This is a genomic window from Fibrobacter succinogenes subsp. succinogenes S85 (assembly GCF_000146505.1).
GTDB classification, from domain to species: Bacteria; Fibrobacterota; Fibrobacteria; order Fibrobacterales; family Fibrobacteraceae; genus Fibrobacter; species Fibrobacter succinogenes.
The window spans coordinates 1,484,425-1,503,502 of sequence record NC_017448.1; the positions used below are offsets into that span (position 1 = coordinate 1,484,425).

Below are 19,078 nucleotides of genomic sequence, written 5' to 3' on the forward strand. Positions count from 1 at the left end.
ATAGAATAAGTGATAGATCATTTCAATAGCGGGCGCTAAAAATCACTATCAATAGGAACGCTTTCAGTCGGTTCTTCCTGAGCAGGCAACTCCTGACATTCCGGAAGCTGCGGTTCCTTAAAGCACCTTTCACGAAGGCTTTGAGCATCACTATCACTGGGTGCAGCACAACCAACAAGACCAAGCACACTAGCGACTAAAAACAAACCCATAAACTTGCGTTTCATAAAGACCTCTAAGTTGTTATCCATCAATATAATAAACTTTTCAATCAACAAAAAAAATTCAATCAAAAAAGGGCCGCCCTAAAAGCGACCCACCTTTGCAAAAAGCAAATCTAGCTCAGAAATTACTTCTTAGCCGGCTTGTTCTTAGCAGCGGTTTCCTTGAGAGCTGCACCAGCCTTGAAGCCGACAGTCTTGGAAGCCTTGATCTTGATGGTAGCACCAGTCTGCGGATTGCGGCCAGTACGAGCAGCGCGGGACTTCACAGTGAAAGTACCGAAACCGATGAGCTGGACGTTGCCGTCCTTCTTGATGCCAGCAGCGATACCGTCGAGAACAGCGTCGATTGCGCGAGCAGCAGCAGCCTTGGATTCAATGCCAGCTTCCTTGTTAGCGAGCACGGCTTCAATGAGATCTTGTTTGTTCATTTTATAACTCCTTGAGTCAGATTTGTGAATTGTTTGGTAATATTATACTTTTTTTTTCTTAGATAAGAATGGTTTTTAATGAAAAAAGTTTTTAAAACCGCATAAAATCAAGCCTTGGGAGCTAGTCGGCCCGCATCTTCCACGTACTGGTCGGCCTTGTTCCTTAATTTCTCTACATAAACAAGGCAAATGCACGTGAAGGGAATCGCCACCAAAAGGCCCAAGAATCCAAGCAGCTTGCCCCAAATCGAGAGCGACAGAAGAATCCCCACCGGAGGCAGATTCATGGACTTACCGACAATGTGCGGCACCAAAAAGAAGTCCTGGATAATCTGCACGACAAGATAAATAGCAAGGATGATAATAGCCACTTCCCAGAACGGCATTCCCTTATCCAAAGCGTAAACCACCGCCAGTAGTAGGGCCAAAGGAATCGTCGTCAGCTGCATATAAGGGATCATGTTCAATGCGCCCGAGAAAAGTCCAAAAGCAACCCCCATCGGAAGCCCCATGACGCTAAAGCCAATCGCATAAAGCACGCCCACCGTAAAAGCCACCATTGACTGAGCACGGAAGTACGTACCCATAAATTTATCCGTAGAGCTTGCGAATTCACCCGCTTCACGGCGATAGCGACGCGGAATCAAGCGACGAATGCCCTTCCTGATTTTATGCATATCAAGCATAATGAAGACAAGGTACATGAACACGACAGCCGCGCTTGACACGCCCATAAAAATCGTAGAGGTCTTTGAAAGAATGTCCCACGCGCCCGGAAGAATGCGGTCGGAAACCGTCTGAACAACACTCCACACATCAAGCGATTCCATAGCCTCGGCAATGCTGTTCCAGGAAATCATCGTCTTCACGGAGGCCCACGTATCCGCAGGCAAGAACGTCATGATTCGATCGCTCCAAGTTGAATCCGTAAAGATTCTTGAAATAAGCGTTCCCAAATACTGGACTTCATGAACAACTTTCGGGACAAAGAAATACATACAACCGCCAATGATTATAGCAGCACCTAAAAGCACCACCACCACGGCAATCACACGATAGCGGAATTTTATTTGCAATCTGCAAACTAGTGGGTCCATGATGTAAGCAATCAAGAATGCCGCAAAAAACGGAAACAGCACCCCGCTCAAATAATTCAAAACCACAAGAGAAACAGCAACCGCTACAGCAATCAGCACATAGCGCATCACCCTATCAAGCGTCCAATTTCTTTGCATTTTCCCTCCTGCATGACTTCGCAGAACACACTAAAAATAGAACAAGTGCAAAGAGAATGGCACCGAGTACGATATACATCGTTTTCTTTTGGCCTTCATTTGCACCCCAGAGTCGCACATAGCGGATTTCCATTTCATCAGGAATCCCGCGAAGCGTAGAACCGCCACTTACAATTTCAAAAAACGAGCCGCGATTCAGATAGGTCTTGCCGTCATCTTCTTCAAGGCCCTGCTGCGAAAGCCACCATTCCGGCACACGGAATTCACTGAGCGAAATTTTGCTCACCGCAAAACGGTCCTTCGCACCACCCATCAGCATGTAAGGCGCCGACGGGATTTCCTTTTCCAGAACACGAAGCGTCGCATAATCGCCGCCACGCGTATAGACAGGGTCATCCGTCAAGATGCGGAGTTTCATGGAATTCATGCGCTTCGATGCGACATGGATTTCCAAGGAATCAAACTTCGTCAGGTCAAAAACGCTACCGGGGCGTTTATCCTTAGACTTTAGGTTAAAGCCAACACCCGCATAAGTAAAAGCCTTACCCGAATGAATCACGACCGATGAAATCAGGAGCGTATCCGTCAGCTGGACTTCACTTGTCGAAAATCCACCGACAGCGCTATCGTTTAGCGGGAAAACATCGAACGTCCGCTCAGGGAAAAGCTCCACCGCCACTCCCCCACAGCGTGAATAGAAAAAGCCCCAAGCAATAAGCAGGACTAGGAAAATCGAGATTCCAATCCACCTACTTTTTTTCATCGTACTCCTTCACTGGGTGACTGCGTCCAATCGCCACGATCATAAGTCCAAGAATAATAAACAGGAATATACCATAAGCCCGATTGCTCGTCCCGCTCACCGTAATTTCACGGACATTGACAACAAAATTCTTCCCGCGCGGTTGGTTCCAGCCGGCCGAGATTTCTACGCGTGCAACACTTTCGTGATGCGGACGGTTACGGGAACGCTTCACGCCCAAATTGTCGTACCAGAAATCAGGAATGTAAAGTTGTTCGAACGGGATGGCAATCTGGTTGCGTCCCGATTTAACAGGGACTTCCTTCAAGAGCATTCTGAACGAACTCGGATTCGACAAATCAGTCACATCCGGGTCATAAGTCCACGTCTTTACGTTGACTTCACTCGTCCCCGCAATATCGATATCCAGATAAAGCGTATCGACATTTTTCCAGTTGTGGTACTTCTTTTCGCCATTCGGGTCAAAGTCAAAAACAAGCCCGCACCAGGCCGATTTTTTTTCGTCCATGCCCAACGCGCACTGGAACGACGCCAGAGAATCCGAAGATTTAAACTGGACCGCAGACGTTCCCCCGTCTGCATTATCGTCGTAAGCAGATACTTTTGCACCATCCCCTAGTGGAAACACAGTTTCAGCAAATCGCTCTTTCGGAAGCATTACATAGATGGCAACAACAATAATCGCAATGATTGCTAAAATCGTATATGATTTTTTCATTTACTAAAAAAATTTCCTTAAAGTTCTATTGTACTGAATGTAGTCCAGCGGATCTTCTTCCACAGGCTTTTCACCAAAAATCTTGTTCACAAGCGAATCAATCCAATGGATAAAGAAAAAGTGGTGTTTGCCTTCTTTTGCCTGCGGAGCCGCCTTGATATCCAGGGACCACTGCAAAAGCTGTTTCACCGTCGAAGGCATCATATGGAACGTTTCGCAGCAAGTCGTCACGTAGCCATCGAAACCGTAATGCGGAAGTTTGCCTTTCACAAGCGGTTGACCGTGATCGATGCACACCGGATTTTCGCAGGGCGGGTCCTGCACGTTTTTCTTGTTCAAGTCATTGAGCCACAATTCACGCGTCTTGTCCGAGAGTCCTCCGTAAAAGGCGAACGTCTGGTTGCACGGGAAATAAATGGAATAACACTTCGGGCAAATCCTCAGATCAAGATTGACAATTCTGAGGGACTCGACTTCTGAACCGCAAAAAGAACATTTACACATGTAGATTAATATAGATAATAGACGAAAGACGAAAGACGAAAGACGAGAGAAAATAGTGTTTAGGGGAAAGCTTTCCCCTGGCTCGCACTTTGTTGCTCACCACCCCTTCAAGCGGGCACATCCCGCAACGCCCTGTTTTTACATATCACTAGTAACTAGTATCTAGTAACTATTAACTAAATTTAATGCATGGCTAAAGTAGTTCAAATTACAGCAGAAAATTTTGAAGAAGAGGTCATCAAGGCCTCTGAAACGCGCGCTGTCGCGATTCTTTTCTCTTCCGCAGAATACCCGGATTGCGCCCCATACTCCCAGTTGGCAGGCCAGCTTTCCACAAGCATGGACTTTACGCTCGGCGTCGTAAGCTGCGACGACCGCGAAAACATGCGCCTCATCCAGATGTTCCGCGTGCAGTCCGTCCCCGAAATTCACGTGGTCGATAAAGGCCAGATTGCAGACGTCATCCAAGGCGTGCTCCCCGAAGCCGACCTCAAGAAACGTCTCGAAAAATTCTACGTCTCCGAAGAAGCCCGTTTCCAGACCGCTCTTGAAGACGCCATTGCGCAAAAGAACTTCGATCAAGCGCTCCCAATGCTCGACGAAGCTCTCGCCAAGAACCCAAACGACAAGAAGCTCCAGCTCCTGTGGGCAAAGGCAAATCTCGGTCTCGGCGATACCGCAAAGGCAAAAGATATCCTCTCCAAGTTTGTCGAAAGCGACGACCAGTACCGTGAAGCAAAATCGCTTTTGGAACTCCTCGACTTCCATGCCGAAGTCGCCAAGAAGGACGTTCAAGGCAAAGAGGCCATCGTCTATCACGAAGCGTGCAAGCTCGCCTGCGAAGAGGATTTCGAAAGCGCACTCCAGGCATTCCTGAACTTGTATGTCGAAGCTCCGGAATGGAACGACGGAGCCGCCAAGAAGGCGATGCTCACGCTCTTCGGCGTTCTTGGTCCGAAGCACGAGCTCACTTGGAAGTACCGTGCAAAGCTTAACACGATGATGTTCATCTAGGGATAGACCGGGCTTTCAGCCCTCTTAGAACTTAGTTGGCAGAACTTAGACAAGAAGCGCAGCTCAAAGAGCTGCGCTTCTTTGTTTTCACAATATGTCACCGTCGGGAACCGGCGGAATTCAATACTTTATTTGCACTTAGAGTTAGCAAGGTTCAGCAGGTTCTTGTACGCTGCCATGCACCTTCTGTGATCCTTCGTACCTTCCGTGTAAGAGTAGCATTCGCCAAGCTTGTTATTAGCCATATCACGTTCCTTGCACGGCTTTTTCGGAGCCGGTTCAGCAGCAGACTGAGCATTCTTCTGCTGAGGCTTTGCAGCCTGTGCCGGAGCGTCATAGGAATACACAAACACTTCGATGCGGTTATTCTTCATGCGGTTATCCGGAGTCGTATTCGGAACGAGAGGTTCGTCACCGCCCTTGCCCGTTGCAATGATATCCTGACCAGAAAGGCCTGCCATCACCAAGTAGCTCTTCACTTCTTCAGCGCGCTTCAAGGCAAGCACACGGCTTCTTTCCGGGCGATCAAGGTTATCCGTATGGGAGACAATCTCAATCGTCTTGCCGTTATAGTTTCTCAAGTGGGCTGCAAGCCTGTTCAAGCCGTCAGAAGATTCACGCGTAAACTTGGACTGACCAACGCCGAACGTCACGCCCTGCAAAATGAACTTTTCAAGGACAGTCTTGTCTGCGGCATTCTTAGAGGAATTTCCCTGAGCGGCCGGCTTTCCACCAGCCTGGGACGTCGTCACCTGTGGCTTAGGAGTTCCATAAGACGGCCCATTTTTCACACAGCGAAGCTTGTTCGTATAGGCATCACCATGCTTGAAATACGGCGTACCCTTCTCGCGGATGGCATTGTACTTCCAATCCACGTAAGTCACTTCGTTGCCGTTCTTCGAAGAAGTCCAGTAACCGCGCTTGAAGTCAAAATTCATGCTGCACGGATTCACCTTCGCATCGCGATTGTTCCTCATGCGCTTGTCATTGGCATGGATTTCAAACTCGGTCGCCTTCGAGAACAGCTGCTCGTATTCATACTGTTCCGGAACATGCCAGCCACGCGGGCAAGCACGATTAAGGTTACGGGCTTCCATTTCATCCAGACGGTCAAGGATCACATCTTCAGCCATCCAGGTCTGGTCACCAATCTTAAGCGTCCTATACGTCTTTCCGGCATTGTCCATCACGCCACCGAGACGTTCCTTGCAAGCCGCTTCCCAGTTCTGAATGCAGCGCACTGAATAGCCATTGGCCTTGCGCCCCTGGAAAGCAAACGTTTCGAGATTCTGGCCTCTAAAGCTCATGGCATCGGCACGGTCACTGCCCTTTTCATCGCCAAGCCAGAAGAAAGCTCGGCTGCCGAGGTCAATATAGCGTTCGCCATCAACATAGTAACCACCGTCAAGCACTCTGAAGCTGTTCAGATTGAAGTCCTGGTAGTTGAGGTCATCACCCATCGGCAAGCTCCAGCCATCCGGGCAAGCCTTCTTGGCGGCATTCCACGTATAAAGTCTACCGTAGCTTTCGCAATTCTGAGTATTGTTATCGTAGCAGTAGCTTTCCGGCAAACGGAACTTCAAGTTTTCAGCCATCCAGACTCGGCCACCAATCTTCACCGTCGTATAGCGTTCACCGTCGCGGTTATCAATGAGGAGGTTCTTCGATTCATCATAAGTTGAAGTATTCTGGTATTTATTTGCAGCATACGGATTCGGCGGAGGCGGCTGGGTCGGGCGCGTAGCCTGGGCAGCACGTTCCTCTTCAGAAATACTGCAGTCATATTCCTGCGGAAGCTTACCAAAATAGTAGTTGTACTTGTCCGGGGTAATCCAGATTTCACTGCTACCAACCGAGGAACGCATAAAAGAACGCGGATAATTGGCGCATCTGAAAAGCACATTGGCGCAACGATCGTCCTTCTTTTCCGTTCTAAACGTATCCTCCATATCCGGGCAGCGCCAGTAGCACGAATTACCGAACATATCGTCAAAGCCGCAAGCAACCACAGTCTTGTCGCCAGACGGAGCGGCAAAAACCGATTCCGCAGCAAGGAACGTAGTAGCTACAGCAAGAGCGTACTTTTTATTCATAAAGACTCCGTATTCCAACACAATTAAGCGTGTTTGTATTATAAAGATTTGACCAAAAATACATTTTTCACAATCCCTCTTTTTAGATGATACAATTTGTTTCAATAGTTTCGCATCCACACGAAAATTTTTATTTACATACAATTCAAGCCACCAACCTCCCCCCTCTAAATTTTAAGATCTAAACCCTAAGTTCTAAGATCTAAGCTCTAAGTTCTAAATTACCCCACATTTCTAAGCTCTAAGTTCTAAGTTCTAAGTTCTAATTGCTATCTTTGTCCCCGTATTTTATTGTACAGTAAAAACAAGGGATTAAATCCCACAGGAAAACATTATGAAAAAGATTCTGTTCCAAGACACCTCGTTCCGTGATGGCTTCCAGTCCATCTTCGGCGCTCGCGTGTTCATGAAGGACTTCATGCCTGCTGTTGAAGCAGCAGTGAAGGCTGGCATCACCCACTTCGAAGCAGGTGGTGGCGCCCGTTTCCAGGCTCTCTATCAGAACTGCGGTGAAGACGCATTCGACATGATGGACGAATTCCGTCGCGTTGTCGGTCCGAAGATCCGCCTCCAGACTCTCGCTCGCGGTATCAACGTGGTCGCTCTCGCTCCGCAGCCGCGCGATATGATCAATCTTCATGCCAAGATGTTCAAGAAGCACGGCATGACCCGTATTCGTAACTTTGACGCTCTCAACGACGTCAACAACCTCATTTACTCCGGTAAGTGCATCACGGACGCAGGACTTGAACACGAAGTCGTCGTCACCATGATGGAACTTCCTCCGGGATGCGACCTCAACGCAGCACACAATCCGGAATTCTACGAACGCATCCTCCGCAACATCTTGGACGCCGGTGTTCCGTTCGCTTCCGTCTGCTTCAAGGACGCTTCCGGTACGACAAACCCGAACAAGGTCTACGAAACATTCAAGCGCGCTCGTAAGCTCCTCGGTGACAAGGTCGAACTCCGCATCCACAGCCATGACACTTGCGGTACTGGTGTGGCTCAGTACAAGGCTGCTATCGAAGGTGGCGCAGATGGCGTTGACCTCGGCCGCAAGCCGCTTTCTGGCGGTACGGCTCAGCCGGACCTCTTCTCCATGTTCCACGCCCTCAAGGGTACGGAATACAAGCTCGCCCTCGGTGAAGACAGCATCGTCGACGATCACATTCCGGAACTCATGGAAGCCAACAACGTTGCAGTAGAATGCCTCAAGGACTACAACTTCCCGCCAGAAGCACGTCAGATCACGACCGACGTTATCTTCAGCCCGATGCCGGGTGGCGCTCTCACAGCTAACACGCTCATGATGCGCGAAACCAAGACATTCCACCTCTTCCCGAAGGTTATCGAAAACATGAGTGAATGCGTCCGCCGCGGTGGCTTTGCTTCCTCCGTGACGCCGGTTTCTCAGTTCTACTTCCAGCAGGCTTACATGAACACCTTGAACCAGGCTGCAGGTCGCGGCACGTGGTTCAAGATGACCGAAGGCTACGGCAAGATGCTCCTCGGCTACCAGGGTAAGACTCCGTGCGAACCGGATCCGGAACTCGTGAAGATTGCTGCCGATCAGTTCGGCATGAAGCCGTTCAAGGAAGCCTATCCGGGCGTCCAGTGCGCAGAAGAAATTCTTCCGCCGGGCATCCCTGCTGCAAAGAAGCTCCTCGAAGAAAATGGTCTCCCGGTCAACGACGAAACCATCTTCATCACGGGCTGCCTCCAGACGAAGGCTGGCAACAAGGGTATCGAATTCCTCAAGGGCAACCGCCACATTGGCGTGCCGAAGAAGGACCCGAACGCCGCTCCTGCTGTCGACACCAAGAACATGAAGGCCGGTGCAGCAAGCACCTACCGTATTGCCCTCGGCAACCAGAGCTGGGACGTTCAGGTTCAGACCCTCAGCAAGTAAGAGGCTTTCGCGAAAGTCTAAAGACTTCGCTTCAAGCATTGAAAAGGACTTCGAGCTTTGCTCGAAGTCCTTTGTTTTATATGGACTGCTAAATGAACTTACACCAGCAACATCTAGAAGCTAAACGTCTTGCCAAAGTTCACGCCGTAGCCAACCTTTTCTGCTGCAAACACGCCGCCATGGAATCCAGACGGATGGAAGTAATTGAGCATAAATCCGACATTCAGCGTCTTGAGCCACATGAAGTCAGCATCTAAAGCCAATACGCCATGTTGCCCAAGTCTTGCGCCAACGCGAGCCGTGGAATAAAGCTTTACGCCATAGCCTTCGTCATCATTTTCAGCAAGGCTCTTTCCGAGATAGTCGCGCATGTCGTCGAAATCGCCACCGCCTTCAAACAGCTGAATACCAGCCCCTAGACCTAAAATCAGAGGGCCTACGTCAAAGTCAGCGCCAACGGCAATACGTTCTTGCAAGTTCCAAAACGAATACTTTTTCTTTCCATCCGGCCCTTCTAGCCATGCATTATAGAAGTCATTGCATTTGCCCACTTCCGAGCAATCAAACGACGCCTTACCGCCCTTGCCACCAAAGGCCGCCTCAACATACAACGGTGTCATTGTTCCAAGCGGTCTGTAATTCAACGATGCCGTTGCACCTGCAGAAAATCCGTCCTTGACGTTACGGCCAGTCATTTTAGCACCGCCAAAAGCATCAACAGACAAATTCATTGCAGAGTTTTCTCCGTTAACAGCAAGTCGCGGCTGATGAGCGACCACCATCGTAGATGCACCCATTGAACTCAAATGCGGGTTCAAACATCCGCACAACGACATCGCCGCCACAGACAACATACAGAAAAGAATTGACTTCTTCATTTTCGTTCTCCTACTTATTTGTTTTGCTCAAACAATATATCATATTTTGGTAGACGCAACAAGAGACCGCTATTTCAGAGAAATTGATTTTATGACGCAGCGATCGCTAGCCGAGATAGACTGCAAAACCAGGCGATAAGCGGATTTGGAGCCCTGAGGGGTCACGCTCAAATCCATGATTTCGGGCAATGGTAAAATTTTCCGAACAAATCCATTTTGCAAACTACCGTTAGCAAGATTCGCGGTAGTCAACTTTTTGGAGTCAAAAAATACAGCCGTATGCTGGCAAGTTTCCGGCCAATAATCAACAACAAGATTCTCGAAATCATCCATTGAAACCATCCTGCCAAACGCAAAATGCATACCGCGTCCAGCCCTATCAAATTTGACTTCAAGCCCTGAGCCCAAAGCATCATCATAAGGTTCCATCTGCACGTTCGCATCCCATGCGAAATTTTCATACGATCCCGGATAAATATCCGCAGATGCAATCTTTGCCGGAACAGAGGCTTCGCCATAGGTATTCAGGACAAGATAGGGATCTATCAATATCACATCACCTCCGTCAGAATTGAGCACAAGACGGAACCAGCGCAAACCATCCAACGCGCCGTCGTTAGCAGGCATCTGCCAGCGCAACGTATGTATCTTGCCATCTACAGGAACAGAAACTTCATTGAGCTGCAGACTGCCCGAGCAGAATTTTGTACGGCAAAGGAGGAGTTCAGCTTTCATCCAGTTTCCTTTGGGATTTTCAACCTTGACGTTCACCTCAAAAGATGTATTTGCCCTGATATTTTCACCCGAATTCCAAGACGCAACTTTTTTCCAGCCCGCCGGCAACTTGAACTTCACCTCAGAATTCTTTTCTGTTGCAGAAGCGTTGTAATCATAACGGGCATATGCAAAACGGCCAATTCTAGGGAATCCCGTATTGCGCATGATATCAGGAATCTTGCTTGCATCCAGACACTTCGTATCCGGCGAGAAATACCCAATCAACTTCGGATTTCTGAACTGCCCCAAGTCACGATCGTAATCATACTTTGCAACTTCACACAGAATTCGCCACATATCGACACGCAAGCCATCATAAACAGGCTGCATTGCCTTCGTCTCAAAAGGCAATTCAATATGGCGACCGCTAATCGCCTCACCATAGCGCGGATGCGTCGGATCCACAGCGTAAGCCGCATTCGCTGTACTCTTCGTCCCCGGATTTTCAAACGGGAAACCGGCTGACGACTGTGTAAAGCCACAATCCGAACGAATCGCCAAATCGCCATTACACTTCATATCCATGGCACTGACCGTCGGAATAAACGTGCTGCGGTCTTGAATCAGTTCATCGGCACCCCAAGACGTTCCGATATTAAAGTTCAAAAGCAACACATTCTTACTCATGTCTTCTGGCATCGCATCTAAAAATCCCTGACGGAGCGAACTGTAGATAGTCTCCGCAAACGGGTATGTTGACCCCTGAATAAAGTCGTACTTTGACGTTCCATTGTAATCATTTGATACGGCATCATCCGTCAATTCCTTTTTACGGTTATGGGAGAGCAAACCATTATTATCAGAGTTGTGCAAATGGCTTACCGCAGAACCAAGCGTAATCGGCCCCTTGTCAGCATGGCGTTCCAAATGATAATAGTCGTTTTTATGTTCCGGGCTCTTCCCTTTCAACTGTCCCTGAGACACAAGAACTGTTGGGAAACCCTTGTATTCGGCCGCATTGCGATAATCTTCAAAAAGGAACCTTCCCTTTGTATTCGCCACAGACGTACAAGTTCCACCATCACACTTGTTCTCATAAACCAAAAGATCCGCAGCTCCCTTTGATAGCAGAATATCCTTGAACATCAAAGCCGATGCAGAATTTCCCTTATTCCCCCAGAAGGCGACCGTATTGAAAAGCCCCATCGGCATGACCGCCCCCTGATGCGGGGAATCCAGTGACGAGAACAGACGTATCGGAGCATCAACACTGCTACGATGAGAATCATACAGATAAGCACCATAACGCCCAATAACACCGCCCTGACTGATTCCCAAAACAATAAAACCATCTTCTTTCGCTCCCGGGAACGGGATAAGCTTATTGTCACTCAAGAAAGAAAACAGCTGGCTTAACACCTTTGAATTTTCCTGAAGCGATGTTCGCACTGTTTCCGTAAACTGCACAAGGATTGGCGTATACCCAAGATTCTTGAGCAAGAACGGGATCCAGGCTTGATTCACTTCTCCTTCCAGATCCGTCAACGTTTTCTTCTCGACCGGGTCCAAGTTGATTCCGTCAATAATCAAAAACGGACGTTCCAAATAAATACCCGTCGGAGATCCCTGATCTTCAGGAGCATTTATAACGCGAATTCGTACGGTTTCCGCCTTACCGCTGCAAGCATTCCCTGTACGGTCAAAGCCTTCCAAATTCAAAAGCGCCTTGCCATTTTCAACGCATAATTTTTCCTGACCGTCAACAAAGAACGAATAGTCCTTATGAGCGGCCATCGCATTTACAGCAAAGAAGGCAACAAAAGCAAGCCATATATTACGAATCATTATTTTACCTCCACAAAGAGTTTCTGTTCAACACTTCTTCCGCCGCTTTTCATCTTGAAAACAATTGTCTGCAATCCCGCTGACGGAAATTCCAGTTCAAGTCTCTCCTTTGGAGAAATCGACTTGCACGTACCAGAAACGCAAACAGAAATTGAAGGCAATACCCTTTGTTTCGTGACAACAAAATAGGGGTCTAGCACAAGGCTCACCTTTGACCCGCGCACAAACGATGTCGGTAATCCCGCCGTAAGCAAATGGGCATTCACATTCCGAGTTGAACCGCAAGCATCATCAGCACAGGCCCTATACACATAATCCAAATCCGCAACAAGCAGAGGAATCACCGTATAATCCGAATTTGCGGCAACAGCTTCAGCTTCAAAATAAAGCTGTTTCGGATTGGCCACAACATTTTCCCTGAGTCGATTACGGACAATCGTGTACAAATTATCAAACCATGCCAAACGAGATTTTTTCGCCGTCATTTCCGAAGCCTGGACACTGTTCACAATTTTCGCGTGGTCCAGCATACTGACACAAAAATCGGCATCCGTCGTTGAGATAAGCGCATTACGTTCTTGCGGAGAATACGCAGCACTAAATTCAGCTTCCTTTGCAGGCAATAAACGCGTTTCACGATTTACTGACCACGCATCAACATTGGAAAATTCGTATTTCCACGGACTTTCATCAGTGATTTCCATAGCAAACGAAGAAGACGATACACCTCCTGCACCATTTTTCACGCAGCTAAATCCAACATCGTCAAAAAACAGCGTTGTGTATTGGTACTGCGGAACCTGGAAAAGCCCCACGCCCACATTCATAACGTCCATCGCGCCTGTCACGCCAAGCCCAGCAAGCGGAATTTCCAGCGATTGCGTTTTATTCGCCGCCAACTCCACATAATGGATACGACTTTCCGACAAAGACCCTTTCAGCCAAATACCAAACCTTGCATTCTGCGTAGCGCGAACCTTCAAGCGGAGCACACCACCCTCAACATGCAACGGAAGCGTCGGGAACGAAAGCAAGCCCTTCCAATCGCCTTGCACATTTTTCACGCCAGACAACCGGATATACGGAGCATTCATTCCGTCAAAGTTTCCCCAATTTGCCTTCCATTCCGGAAGCTCCGGGAAAGTCCTCCCCGATTCAATCATTTGACCATTGTCGCTACCGTCAGAATACAGTGCGACGCCCTTACATTCCTCGGCAAAGCCATTGAGTGCCAACAAGGCTCCCGCAAAGGCCACGCCCTTAAACATCCTATAGTTCATAGGATTTCCTTTATACAGATTGTTTTTGATAAACAGGCTTATCCAGCCGTAAGGATCTAGGTAAGGATATAAGGAAGAATATAGATAAGAATATAATAAAGCGCCCTGATTTCCATCAAGGCGCCAATTAAACTACAATATTTTTTTGATTGTGTAAAGGGGTTAATTAAAAAAATTATGAATTATCTTTTTTCAAGCGAATAATCAAATCACTTATATAAACACCATCAACTATATTCACGGAATACGTATAAGCATCCGGGTAAATCAAATCCAGTCGCTTTTCAAATGTAGAAAGTCCAAGCCCGCTTCCCTTGCGGCTAGACTTTCTCGGGAAATTGGAATTTTCCGAATGGAAATGCAGATCACCGCTAGCCTGCGTAATAGAGATATGCGCAAAACTCTTGCCGTTTGGATTCACACAATGCTTCATCGCATTTTCCATCAAAGGCATCATCAGCAACGGCTCTATCATCATGTTCGGATTATCAAGTTTTACATCAAAGACAAAATCAAAACTTTCATCAAGACGGAGCTTTTCCAAATCGGCGTACTTTTGCAAGATATCCACATCTTCTTGCAATGTAATGTACTTGTCCTTGACCTGGTAAAGCATCATTCTCAAAAGTTGAGAAAGTTTGTTCATGGAGCTTTCAGCGCGTTTCGGATCAATCTGGATTAAAGCAGAAATGTTGTTCAACGTATTAAAGAGAAAATGCGGACTCAACTGATTCTTCAAAAAATCCAGTTCATACTGGAGGCCCATGCGTTTTTGCTCACGCAAAATAAAAGCTCGCATAATCTGACGAAGCGTCAGGTGGTAAAAGACGCAAATCAGACAAACTAGGCTCACCAGCATTACAAAAGTTGCCACAGTACCAAAGCTAAAATGGCCCTTAAGCGAAGAAAAGCAATAAGCATCAAAAAAATAAGAGACGCCATCGTCCGGAGTCCGTTCCATTACAAACAACATTACTTCACGCAAAAACAGCGTAGCAAACACCAAGACCGAGTTGCTAAGGAAATACAATCCGTAACGTTTTTTAAAGATACAAAGCGGGACCAAGTACCTCTGGTTCAGCATAAAGATAAGCAATGTACAAAGTAACGGAAAATAGAAGGTAAGGAGACCATTTAAATTGACGCTAGAGGCGTTTGAGGGGTCCATGATAAACACCAGCGGGAACAGAAGCATAAACAGCCAAATAAGGAGCGCCGGCAAAAAAATGGGAATCGGGAATCGAATAAATTCACGGTCGTCCTCCAGAATCTTACGAACCTTTTCTTCATTACGTTCAAAGTCCATCTCTTGCAAGACCGAGAGGAAGTTTCGCATTTTCTGGATAAAGCCAGCACTTTTTTCATTACAAAATGTAGAGCGATTGTCATTCATAGCAAAAAAATTAGTTAAAAACCAGCCTATTTTGCCCATCATGACAATTTCGTGACAAAAATCACGAACTTTTTTAACAAAAACTCAATTTAACTTTTGCACGCACCATTCTAAGTAATGACACAAGGAATTCAATCTGGAGGTAAATTTGATAATGTAAAAATGAGGAGGTCACCATGAAAACCCTTAACAATCGTGAACAGAAAGACATTTACATGCAATATCTGAACGACATTTCTCGCTACCCGTTACTCACAAGAGAACAGGAAACGATATTGCTCCAGAAGTCCGCAGAAGGCAACAAGGCTGCCTTGGACATGTTAGTCAACTCCAATCTCCGCTTTGTCGTGAACATCGCAAACCTCTACAAGGGACGTGGCCTCGACATCATGGAACTGATTAACGAAGGGAACATGGGACTCATCGAAGCCGCTCGTCGTTTTGACCGCTCCCTCAAAATCAAGTTTATCAGCTACGCCGTGTGGTGGATTCGTCAGAACATCACCCGCGCCATTTCTGAAAAAGGCCGCATGATCCGCATCAGCGCCGAAAAGGAACTCATGCTCCGTCGCTTCAACCGTCACGCCAAGGATGTCCAGCAGGTCATCGGCGGAACGTTCACCATCAATACTCAGTCGCTTGAAGGCCTTTCCAAGTACAAGGCAAGCGAAATTGAAAAGATCCTGATGATGGGCAATTCCACCTCCTCGCTCGACGCTCCAGTCAACGAAGATGGCGATGCAACGCTTGGCGATACGATTTCTGATTCCCAGAGCCGTACCGATGAACTTGCCGACAACAATAACCGTGCAGAAGTTTTTGACAAGGTCTTGGACAAGAATCTCTCCAATCAGGAAAAGGAAATCATCAAGCTCTATTACGGCTTCAAGATGGATTCCGACCTCAACCTCAAGGAAATCGCCCCGATGGTCGGTCTTTCCAAGGAACGCGTGCGCCAGCTCAAGGAAAACGCCTTAAACAAGCTCCGCGACGCCGAAGTCGAACGACTCCTCTGCGAAGCTGCATAACACCTTTATTGCTCCTAACAAGTTTCATACTCTCTCCTTTCGTAAAAAAACCGGCTATTCATAGCCGGTTTTTCCTTATAAGGTGGTGATTTTTTATAGGAAATTGTATTTTTAGAGCATGATGTTTAAACCTTTTAGTTTCCGCTCTGTATTTATGGCAACGCTGTCCGCGCTTTGCATCGCGAACGCCGCTACCGACAAGAAAACTCCTCCTGGAGATTTTTACGACGAAGTTTCACGATTGAACAAGGTGCTTTCCGAAGTCAACCGCAAATACGTTGAAAACGTAAACCCGACTGAACTCACGGACGCAGCCATCAATGGCATCAGAAACATTCTAGACCCGCACACAACGGTGTTCGCCCCCAAGGACTACGAAAGCCTCCGCGTTTCCATGGAAGGTAAGTTCGGTGGCGTGGGCATTACCATCAGCCTCCGCGACAACATCCTCACCGTTATTTCGCCGCTCTCCGGCACGCCGGCATTCAAGCTCGGCATCCGCGCTGGCGACCGCATCCGCAAAATTGACGGCAAAGAAACAAAGGGCATGTCGCTTGACGATGCCGTTAACAAGCTCCGCGGCAAGATCGGCACGGACGTGACGGTTGCGATTGAACGTGAAGGCGTTCCCGACCTCATGGACTACACCATTACCAGAGCAGAAATTATCGTCCACGCCGTTCCGTACTATGGTATGGTCACACCGGACATCGGTTACATCAAGCTTGCCACCTTTAGCGACAAGACTACAAGCGATGTCGAAAATGCAATCCGTAGCCTCCAGAAGCAGGGCATGAAGAAGCTCATCCTCGACATGCGCTACAATCCGGGTGGACTTTTGAACCAGGCTATTGAAATCAGTGAACTTTTCCTCAAGCCGGGTAACGTCATTGTCAGCACCCGCGGCCGCACCCAGAAGACTGAAAGTGCCGCCCGCAGAACTCCGCTTGTCAAGCCCGAAGTTCCGATGGTCGTTCTCGTAAACCAGGGTTCCGCCAGTGCAGCAGAAATTGTCTCTGGCGCACTACAAGACTGGGACCGCGCCTTGATCGTCGGTAAGACCTCGTTCGGTAAGGGTTCCGTGCAGACAATCTTCCCGCTCGACAACCAGGGCAACGCCCTCAAGCTCACAACCGCTTTCTACTACCTCCCCTTCGGTCGTTGCATCAACAAGCCTGAAAACGGCATCAAGGGACTCACCCTGCAAGACGAAGAATACGAAGATGAAGAAAAAGATGTCGCCAAGACCGACTCCGTGAAGGCAGACACAGCCAAGCGCGACACGTTCTACACGAACAACGGCCGTATGATGTTTGGCGGTGGTGGCATTAAGCCGGACGTCGACGTGGAACTTGACCCGATGCCTTGGGTTGTCCAGGTGCAGGAACGCATGGCCATGTACTTCAAGTTCGCAGTCAAGATTCGCCCGAGCCTTGAAAAGGCTCAAGTCAAGGTGAACTCCGAATGGGTCGTTCCGGATTCCCTCTTTACACAGTTCAAGGCCTTCTGCAAGAAGGACTCGAACTTCATGAAGGTCAAGAGCAACGCACTCGTTGGCGTAGACCAGCTTGAAAAGAGCATCATCCGCGAACAGAATTACATGGGCGACAGTGCTAAGACTATTTCTGATTCCACGCTCGTGAAGCGTATCAACGAAATGCGCAAGGCTCTTGAAGACAACCGCGATGCCCAGTTCGAAGCCAACAAGGACTACATCAAGGACGGCATCAAGCGTGAACTCCTGACGGCATTCGTGAACGACTCCGTCAGCACGGCATTTTCTCTCAAGCGCGACAAGCAGCTAAACGAAGCCATCAAGTACCTGAGCGACACTCAGCTTTACAAGAAGGCCATCAGCGCTCCGCCGAAGCAGAAGAAAAACGCAGCAAAGCCTAAGAAATAACGGTTCAAATTGATTTTGCTAATAAACAAGATTGCCGAAGGACTTGGACGAGCCGTAAGACGCTTCCTCAATAAGGTAGTGGGTTACGTGCTGTTCATCTGGGAACTGTTCAAGAACATTCCCGGAGCCTTCACCAACTTGCACACGACTGTTGAGCAGATGCACCACGTAGGTATCACAAGTATCCCCGTGGTGTTCGCCGCCTCGCTTGCTACAGGCGCCATCATGTCTTGGCAGCTCGCCTACCAGTTTGGCGACATGATTCCCATGATGTTTGTCGGTATGGCTGTCGGCAAATCCGTGATGGTGGAACTCTGTCCGATCCTTACGGCGATGGTTCTTGCAGGCCGTATCGGCGCTTCGATGTGTTCGGAACTTGGCACAATGGCAGTCACGGAACAGCTCGATGCATATAAAGTATTAGGACTTAACCCTTACAAATACTTGCTTGCGCCAAGACTGATTGCAACCGTCATCATGCTTCCGGTTTTGACCATTTTGAGCATCTTTATCGGCATTGTCGGCGGTTACGAAGTCGCCCACCTCTACAAGGAAGTTTCGTGGTCCGTGTTCTTTTACGGTGTGCGCATGTTCTACCAGAACTGGGACTTGGTCGTGGGCCTTATCAAGGCTACACTTTATGGATTCTTCATTTCGAGTTACGCTTGCTTCTTCGGTTTCTTTACCCATAGCGGTGCAGAAGGCGTGGGCAAGAGCACCAAGGCAACCGTGGTTGCCGGCATGACAAGCATCCTTATTGGCGGGTTCACCCTCTCCAAATTGCTGCTTGTTTAACGCGATACATTTGTACAAATGTTCGAAACAAAACGCACGAGCAACAAGAGCTATACGGGGAACAAAGTTCAGGACATTCAAGTCCTTTTAGAGCGTGTTCTCCAGAAGAACCATATCACCGAAGATATCAACTTTAAGACCATTTCGGAGCGGTTTTCAGAGGTAGTAGGCCCCCTCCTGGTAGGCCATGTAAAGCCTGAGAAAATTGACAAAAATATATTGGTACTCAAGGTCGCTAATTCGGCGTTAAAGTTCGAAATGAATCTCCAAAAAAAAGCTATTATTGGTAAGTGTAATACCCTCTTAGGGAAGCCTTTTATTCAAGGAATACGATTCGTCTAAGAGGGG

At 48.0% G+C, this 19,078-nt stretch carries 17 protein-coding genes; 6 read left to right on the top strand and 11 right to left on the bottom strand.

What is annotated here, in order from left to right; translation table 11 throughout:
• Positions 1 to 35: 35 nt before the first annotated feature.
• The 6 genes from FSU_RS06085 to FSU_RS06110 all read right to left on the bottom strand — a co-directional run bounded on the left by FSU_RS06085 (position 36) and on the right by FSU_RS06110 (position 3,872).
• Entirely contained in the window at positions 36 to 293 is a 258-nt protein-coding gene (locus tag FSU_RS06085; protein WP_014545591.1) for a hypothetical protein, read from the bottom strand.
• A gap of 56 nt (positions 294 to 349) precedes the next feature.
• Positions 350 to 652 (bottom strand): HU family DNA-binding protein, encoded by a 303-nt coding sequence (locus FSU_RS06090; RefSeq protein WP_014545592.1) that lies wholly within the window; start codon positions 650 to 652, stop codon positions 350 to 352.
• A gap of 107 nt (positions 653 to 759) precedes the next feature.
• Positions 760 to 1,887, bottom strand: a complete 1,128-nt coding sequence (locus tag FSU_RS06095) for an AI-2E family transporter (protein ID WP_014545593.1) — start codon at positions 1,885 to 1,887, stop codon at positions 760 to 762.
• Positions 1,865 to 2,650, bottom strand: coding sequence for a hypothetical protein (locus FSU_RS06100; RefSeq protein ID WP_014545594.1), 786 nt, complete (start codon positions 2,648 to 2,650; stop codon positions 1,865 to 1,867). The genes FSU_RS06095 and FSU_RS06100 overlap by 23 nt, the downstream gene beginning before the upstream one ends.
• The gene (locus tag FSU_RS06105; RefSeq protein WP_014545595.1) at positions 2,637 to 3,368 is read right to left on the bottom strand and encodes a CIA30 family protein; all 732 of its coding nucleotides are present in this window, start codon (positions 3,366 to 3,368) and stop codon (positions 2,637 to 2,639) included. The genes FSU_RS06100 and FSU_RS06105 overlap by 14 nt, the downstream gene beginning before the upstream one ends.
• Positions 3,369 to 3,371: 3 nt before the next feature.
• The gene (locus tag FSU_RS06110; RefSeq protein WP_015731841.1) at positions 3,372 to 3,872 is read right to left on the bottom strand and encodes a hypothetical protein; all 501 of its coding nucleotides are present in this window, start codon (positions 3,870 to 3,872) and stop codon (positions 3,372 to 3,374) included.
• A gap of 189 nt (positions 3,873 to 4,061) precedes the next feature.
• Here FSU_RS06110 and FSU_RS06115 point away from each other — a divergent pair, with 189 nt between their 5' ends.
• Positions 4,062 to 4,886, top strand: coding sequence for a tetratricopeptide repeat protein (locus tag FSU_RS06115; RefSeq protein WP_015731842.1), 825 nt, complete (start codon positions 4,062 to 4,064; stop codon positions 4,884 to 4,886).
• A gap of 128 nt (positions 4,887 to 5,014) precedes the next feature.
• On the opposite strand, the gene FSU_RS06120 is transcribed toward FSU_RS06115, so the two are convergent.
• Positions 5,015 to 6,979, bottom strand: coding sequence for an FISUMP domain-containing protein (locus tag FSU_RS06120; RefSeq protein ID WP_014545596.1), 1,965 nt, complete (start codon positions 6,977 to 6,979; stop codon positions 5,015 to 5,017).
• Positions 6,980 to 7,313: 334 nt separating this feature from the next.
• On the opposite strand from FSU_RS06120, the gene FSU_RS06125 reads away from it, so the two are divergent.
• On the top strand, positions 7,314 to 8,891 hold the full coding sequence (locus FSU_RS06125; protein ID WP_014545597.1) for a hypothetical protein: 1,578 nt from the start codon (positions 7,314 to 7,316) through the stop codon (positions 8,889 to 8,891).
• Between the two features lie 113 nt (positions 8,892 to 9,004).
• On the opposite strand, the gene FSU_RS06130 is transcribed toward FSU_RS06125, so the two are convergent.
• The 4 genes from FSU_RS06130 to FSU_RS06145 form a co-directional block, all read right to left on the bottom strand.
• Positions 9,005 to 9,769 (bottom strand): hypothetical protein, encoded by a 765-nt coding sequence (locus tag FSU_RS06130; protein WP_014545598.1) that lies wholly within the window; start codon positions 9,767 to 9,769, stop codon positions 9,005 to 9,007.
• A gap of 69 nt (positions 9,770 to 9,838) precedes the next feature.
• A complete protein-coding gene (locus FSU_RS06135) occupies positions 9,839 to 12,331 on the bottom strand; it encodes a hypothetical protein (RefSeq protein WP_014545599.1) in 2,493 nt (830 codons plus the stop codon).
• The gene (locus FSU_RS06140; protein ID WP_015731843.1) at positions 12,331 to 13,611 is read right to left on the bottom strand and encodes a hypothetical protein; all 1,281 of its coding nucleotides are present in this window, start codon (positions 13,609 to 13,611) and stop codon (positions 12,331 to 12,333) included. Before FSU_RS06140 ends, FSU_RS06135 begins: the two co-directional genes overlap by 1 nt.
• Before the next feature lie 175 nt (positions 13,612 to 13,786).
• The gene (locus FSU_RS06145; protein WP_244263732.1) at positions 13,787 to 14,947 is read right to left on the bottom strand and encodes a sensor histidine kinase; all 1,161 of its coding nucleotides are present in this window, start codon (positions 14,945 to 14,947) and stop codon (positions 13,787 to 13,789) included.
• A 233-nt stretch (positions 14,948 to 15,180) separates the two neighbouring features.
• Between FSU_RS06145 and FSU_RS06150 the strand changes: the two genes are divergently transcribed.
• The 4 genes from FSU_RS06150 (at position 15,181) to FSU_RS06165 (ending at position 19,072) form a co-directional block, all read left to right on the top strand.
• Positions 15,181 to 16,032: a sigma-70 family RNA polymerase sigma factor gene (locus FSU_RS06150; RefSeq protein ID WP_014545601.1), complete on the top strand. Its 852-nt coding sequence runs from the start codon at positions 15,181 to 15,183 to the stop codon at positions 16,030 to 16,032.
• 118 nt (positions 16,033 to 16,150) lie between these two features.
• Positions 16,151 to 17,935, top strand: coding sequence for a S41 family peptidase (locus FSU_RS06155; protein ID WP_014545602.1), 1,785 nt, complete (start codon positions 16,151 to 16,153; stop codon positions 17,933 to 17,935).
• A gap of 9 nt (positions 17,936 to 17,944) precedes the next feature.
• Positions 17,945 to 18,730, top strand: coding sequence for an MlaE family ABC transporter permease (locus FSU_RS06160; protein ID WP_014545603.1), 786 nt, complete (start codon positions 17,945 to 17,947; stop codon positions 18,728 to 18,730).
• An 18-nt stretch (positions 18,731 to 18,748) separates the two neighbouring features.
• Positions 18,749 to 19,072, top strand: coding sequence for a DciA family protein (locus tag FSU_RS06165; protein WP_014545604.1), 324 nt, complete (start codon positions 18,749 to 18,751; stop codon positions 19,070 to 19,072).
• Positions 19,073 to 19,078 lie beyond the last annotated feature (6 nt).

What these genes read in the sequence shown, in the direction of transcription:
- FSU_RS06090 (WP_014545592.1), bottom strand. Translation starts at nt 652, where the DNA reads ATGAACAAACAAGATCTCATTGAAGCCGTGCTCGCTAACAAGGAAGCT.
- FSU_RS06095 (WP_014545593.1), bottom strand. Translation starts at nt 1,887, where the DNA reads ATGCAAAGAAATTGGACGCTTGATAGGGTGATGCGCTATGTGCTGATT.
- FSU_RS06100 (WP_014545594.1), bottom strand. Translation starts at nt 2,650, where the DNA reads ATGAAAAAAAGTAGGTGGATTGGAATCTCGATTTTCCTAGTCCTGCTT.
- FSU_RS06105 (WP_014545595.1), bottom strand. Translation starts at nt 3,368, where the DNA reads ATGAAAAAATCATATACGATTTTAGCAATCATTGCGATTATTGTTGTT.
- FSU_RS06110 (WP_015731841.1), bottom strand. Translation starts at nt 3,872, where the DNA reads ATGTGTAAATGTTCTTTTTGCGGTTCAGAAGTCGAGTCCCTCAGAATT.
- FSU_RS06115 (WP_015731842.1), top strand. Translation starts at nt 4,062, where the DNA reads ATGGCTAAAGTAGTTCAAATTACAGCAGAAAATTTTGAAGAAGAGGTC.
- FSU_RS06120 (WP_014545596.1), bottom strand. Translation starts at nt 6,979, where the DNA reads ATGAATAAAAAGTACGCTCTTGCTGTAGCTACTACGTTCCTTGCTGCG.
- FSU_RS06125 (WP_014545597.1), top strand. Translation starts at nt 7,314, where the DNA reads ATGAAAAAGATTCTGTTCCAAGACACCTCGTTCCGTGATGGCTTCCAG.
- FSU_RS06130 (WP_014545598.1), bottom strand. Translation starts at nt 9,769, where the DNA reads ATGAAGAAGTCAATTCTTTTCTGTATGTTGTCTGTGGCGGCGATGTCG.
- FSU_RS06135 (WP_014545599.1), bottom strand. Translation starts at nt 12,331, where the DNA reads ATGATTCGTAATATATGGCTTGCTTTTGTTGCCTTCTTTGCTGTAAAT.
- FSU_RS06140 (WP_015731843.1), bottom strand. Translation starts at nt 13,611, where the DNA reads ATGAACTATAGGATGTTTAAGGGCGTGGCCTTTGCGGGAGCCTTGTTG.
- FSU_RS06145 (WP_244263732.1), bottom strand. Translation starts at nt 14,947, where the DNA reads ATGCGAAACTTCCTCTCGGTCTTGCAAGAGATGGACTTTGAACGTAAT.
- FSU_RS06150 (WP_014545601.1), top strand. Translation starts at nt 15,181, where the DNA reads ATGAAAACCCTTAACAATCGTGAACAGAAAGACATTTACATGCAATAT.
- FSU_RS06155 (WP_014545602.1), top strand. Translation starts at nt 16,151, where the DNA reads ATGATGTTTAAACCTTTTAGTTTCCGCTCTGTATTTATGGCAACGCTG.
- FSU_RS06165 (WP_014545604.1), top strand. Translation starts at nt 18,749, where the DNA reads ATGTTCGAAACAAAACGCACGAGCAACAAGAGCTATACGGGGAACAAA.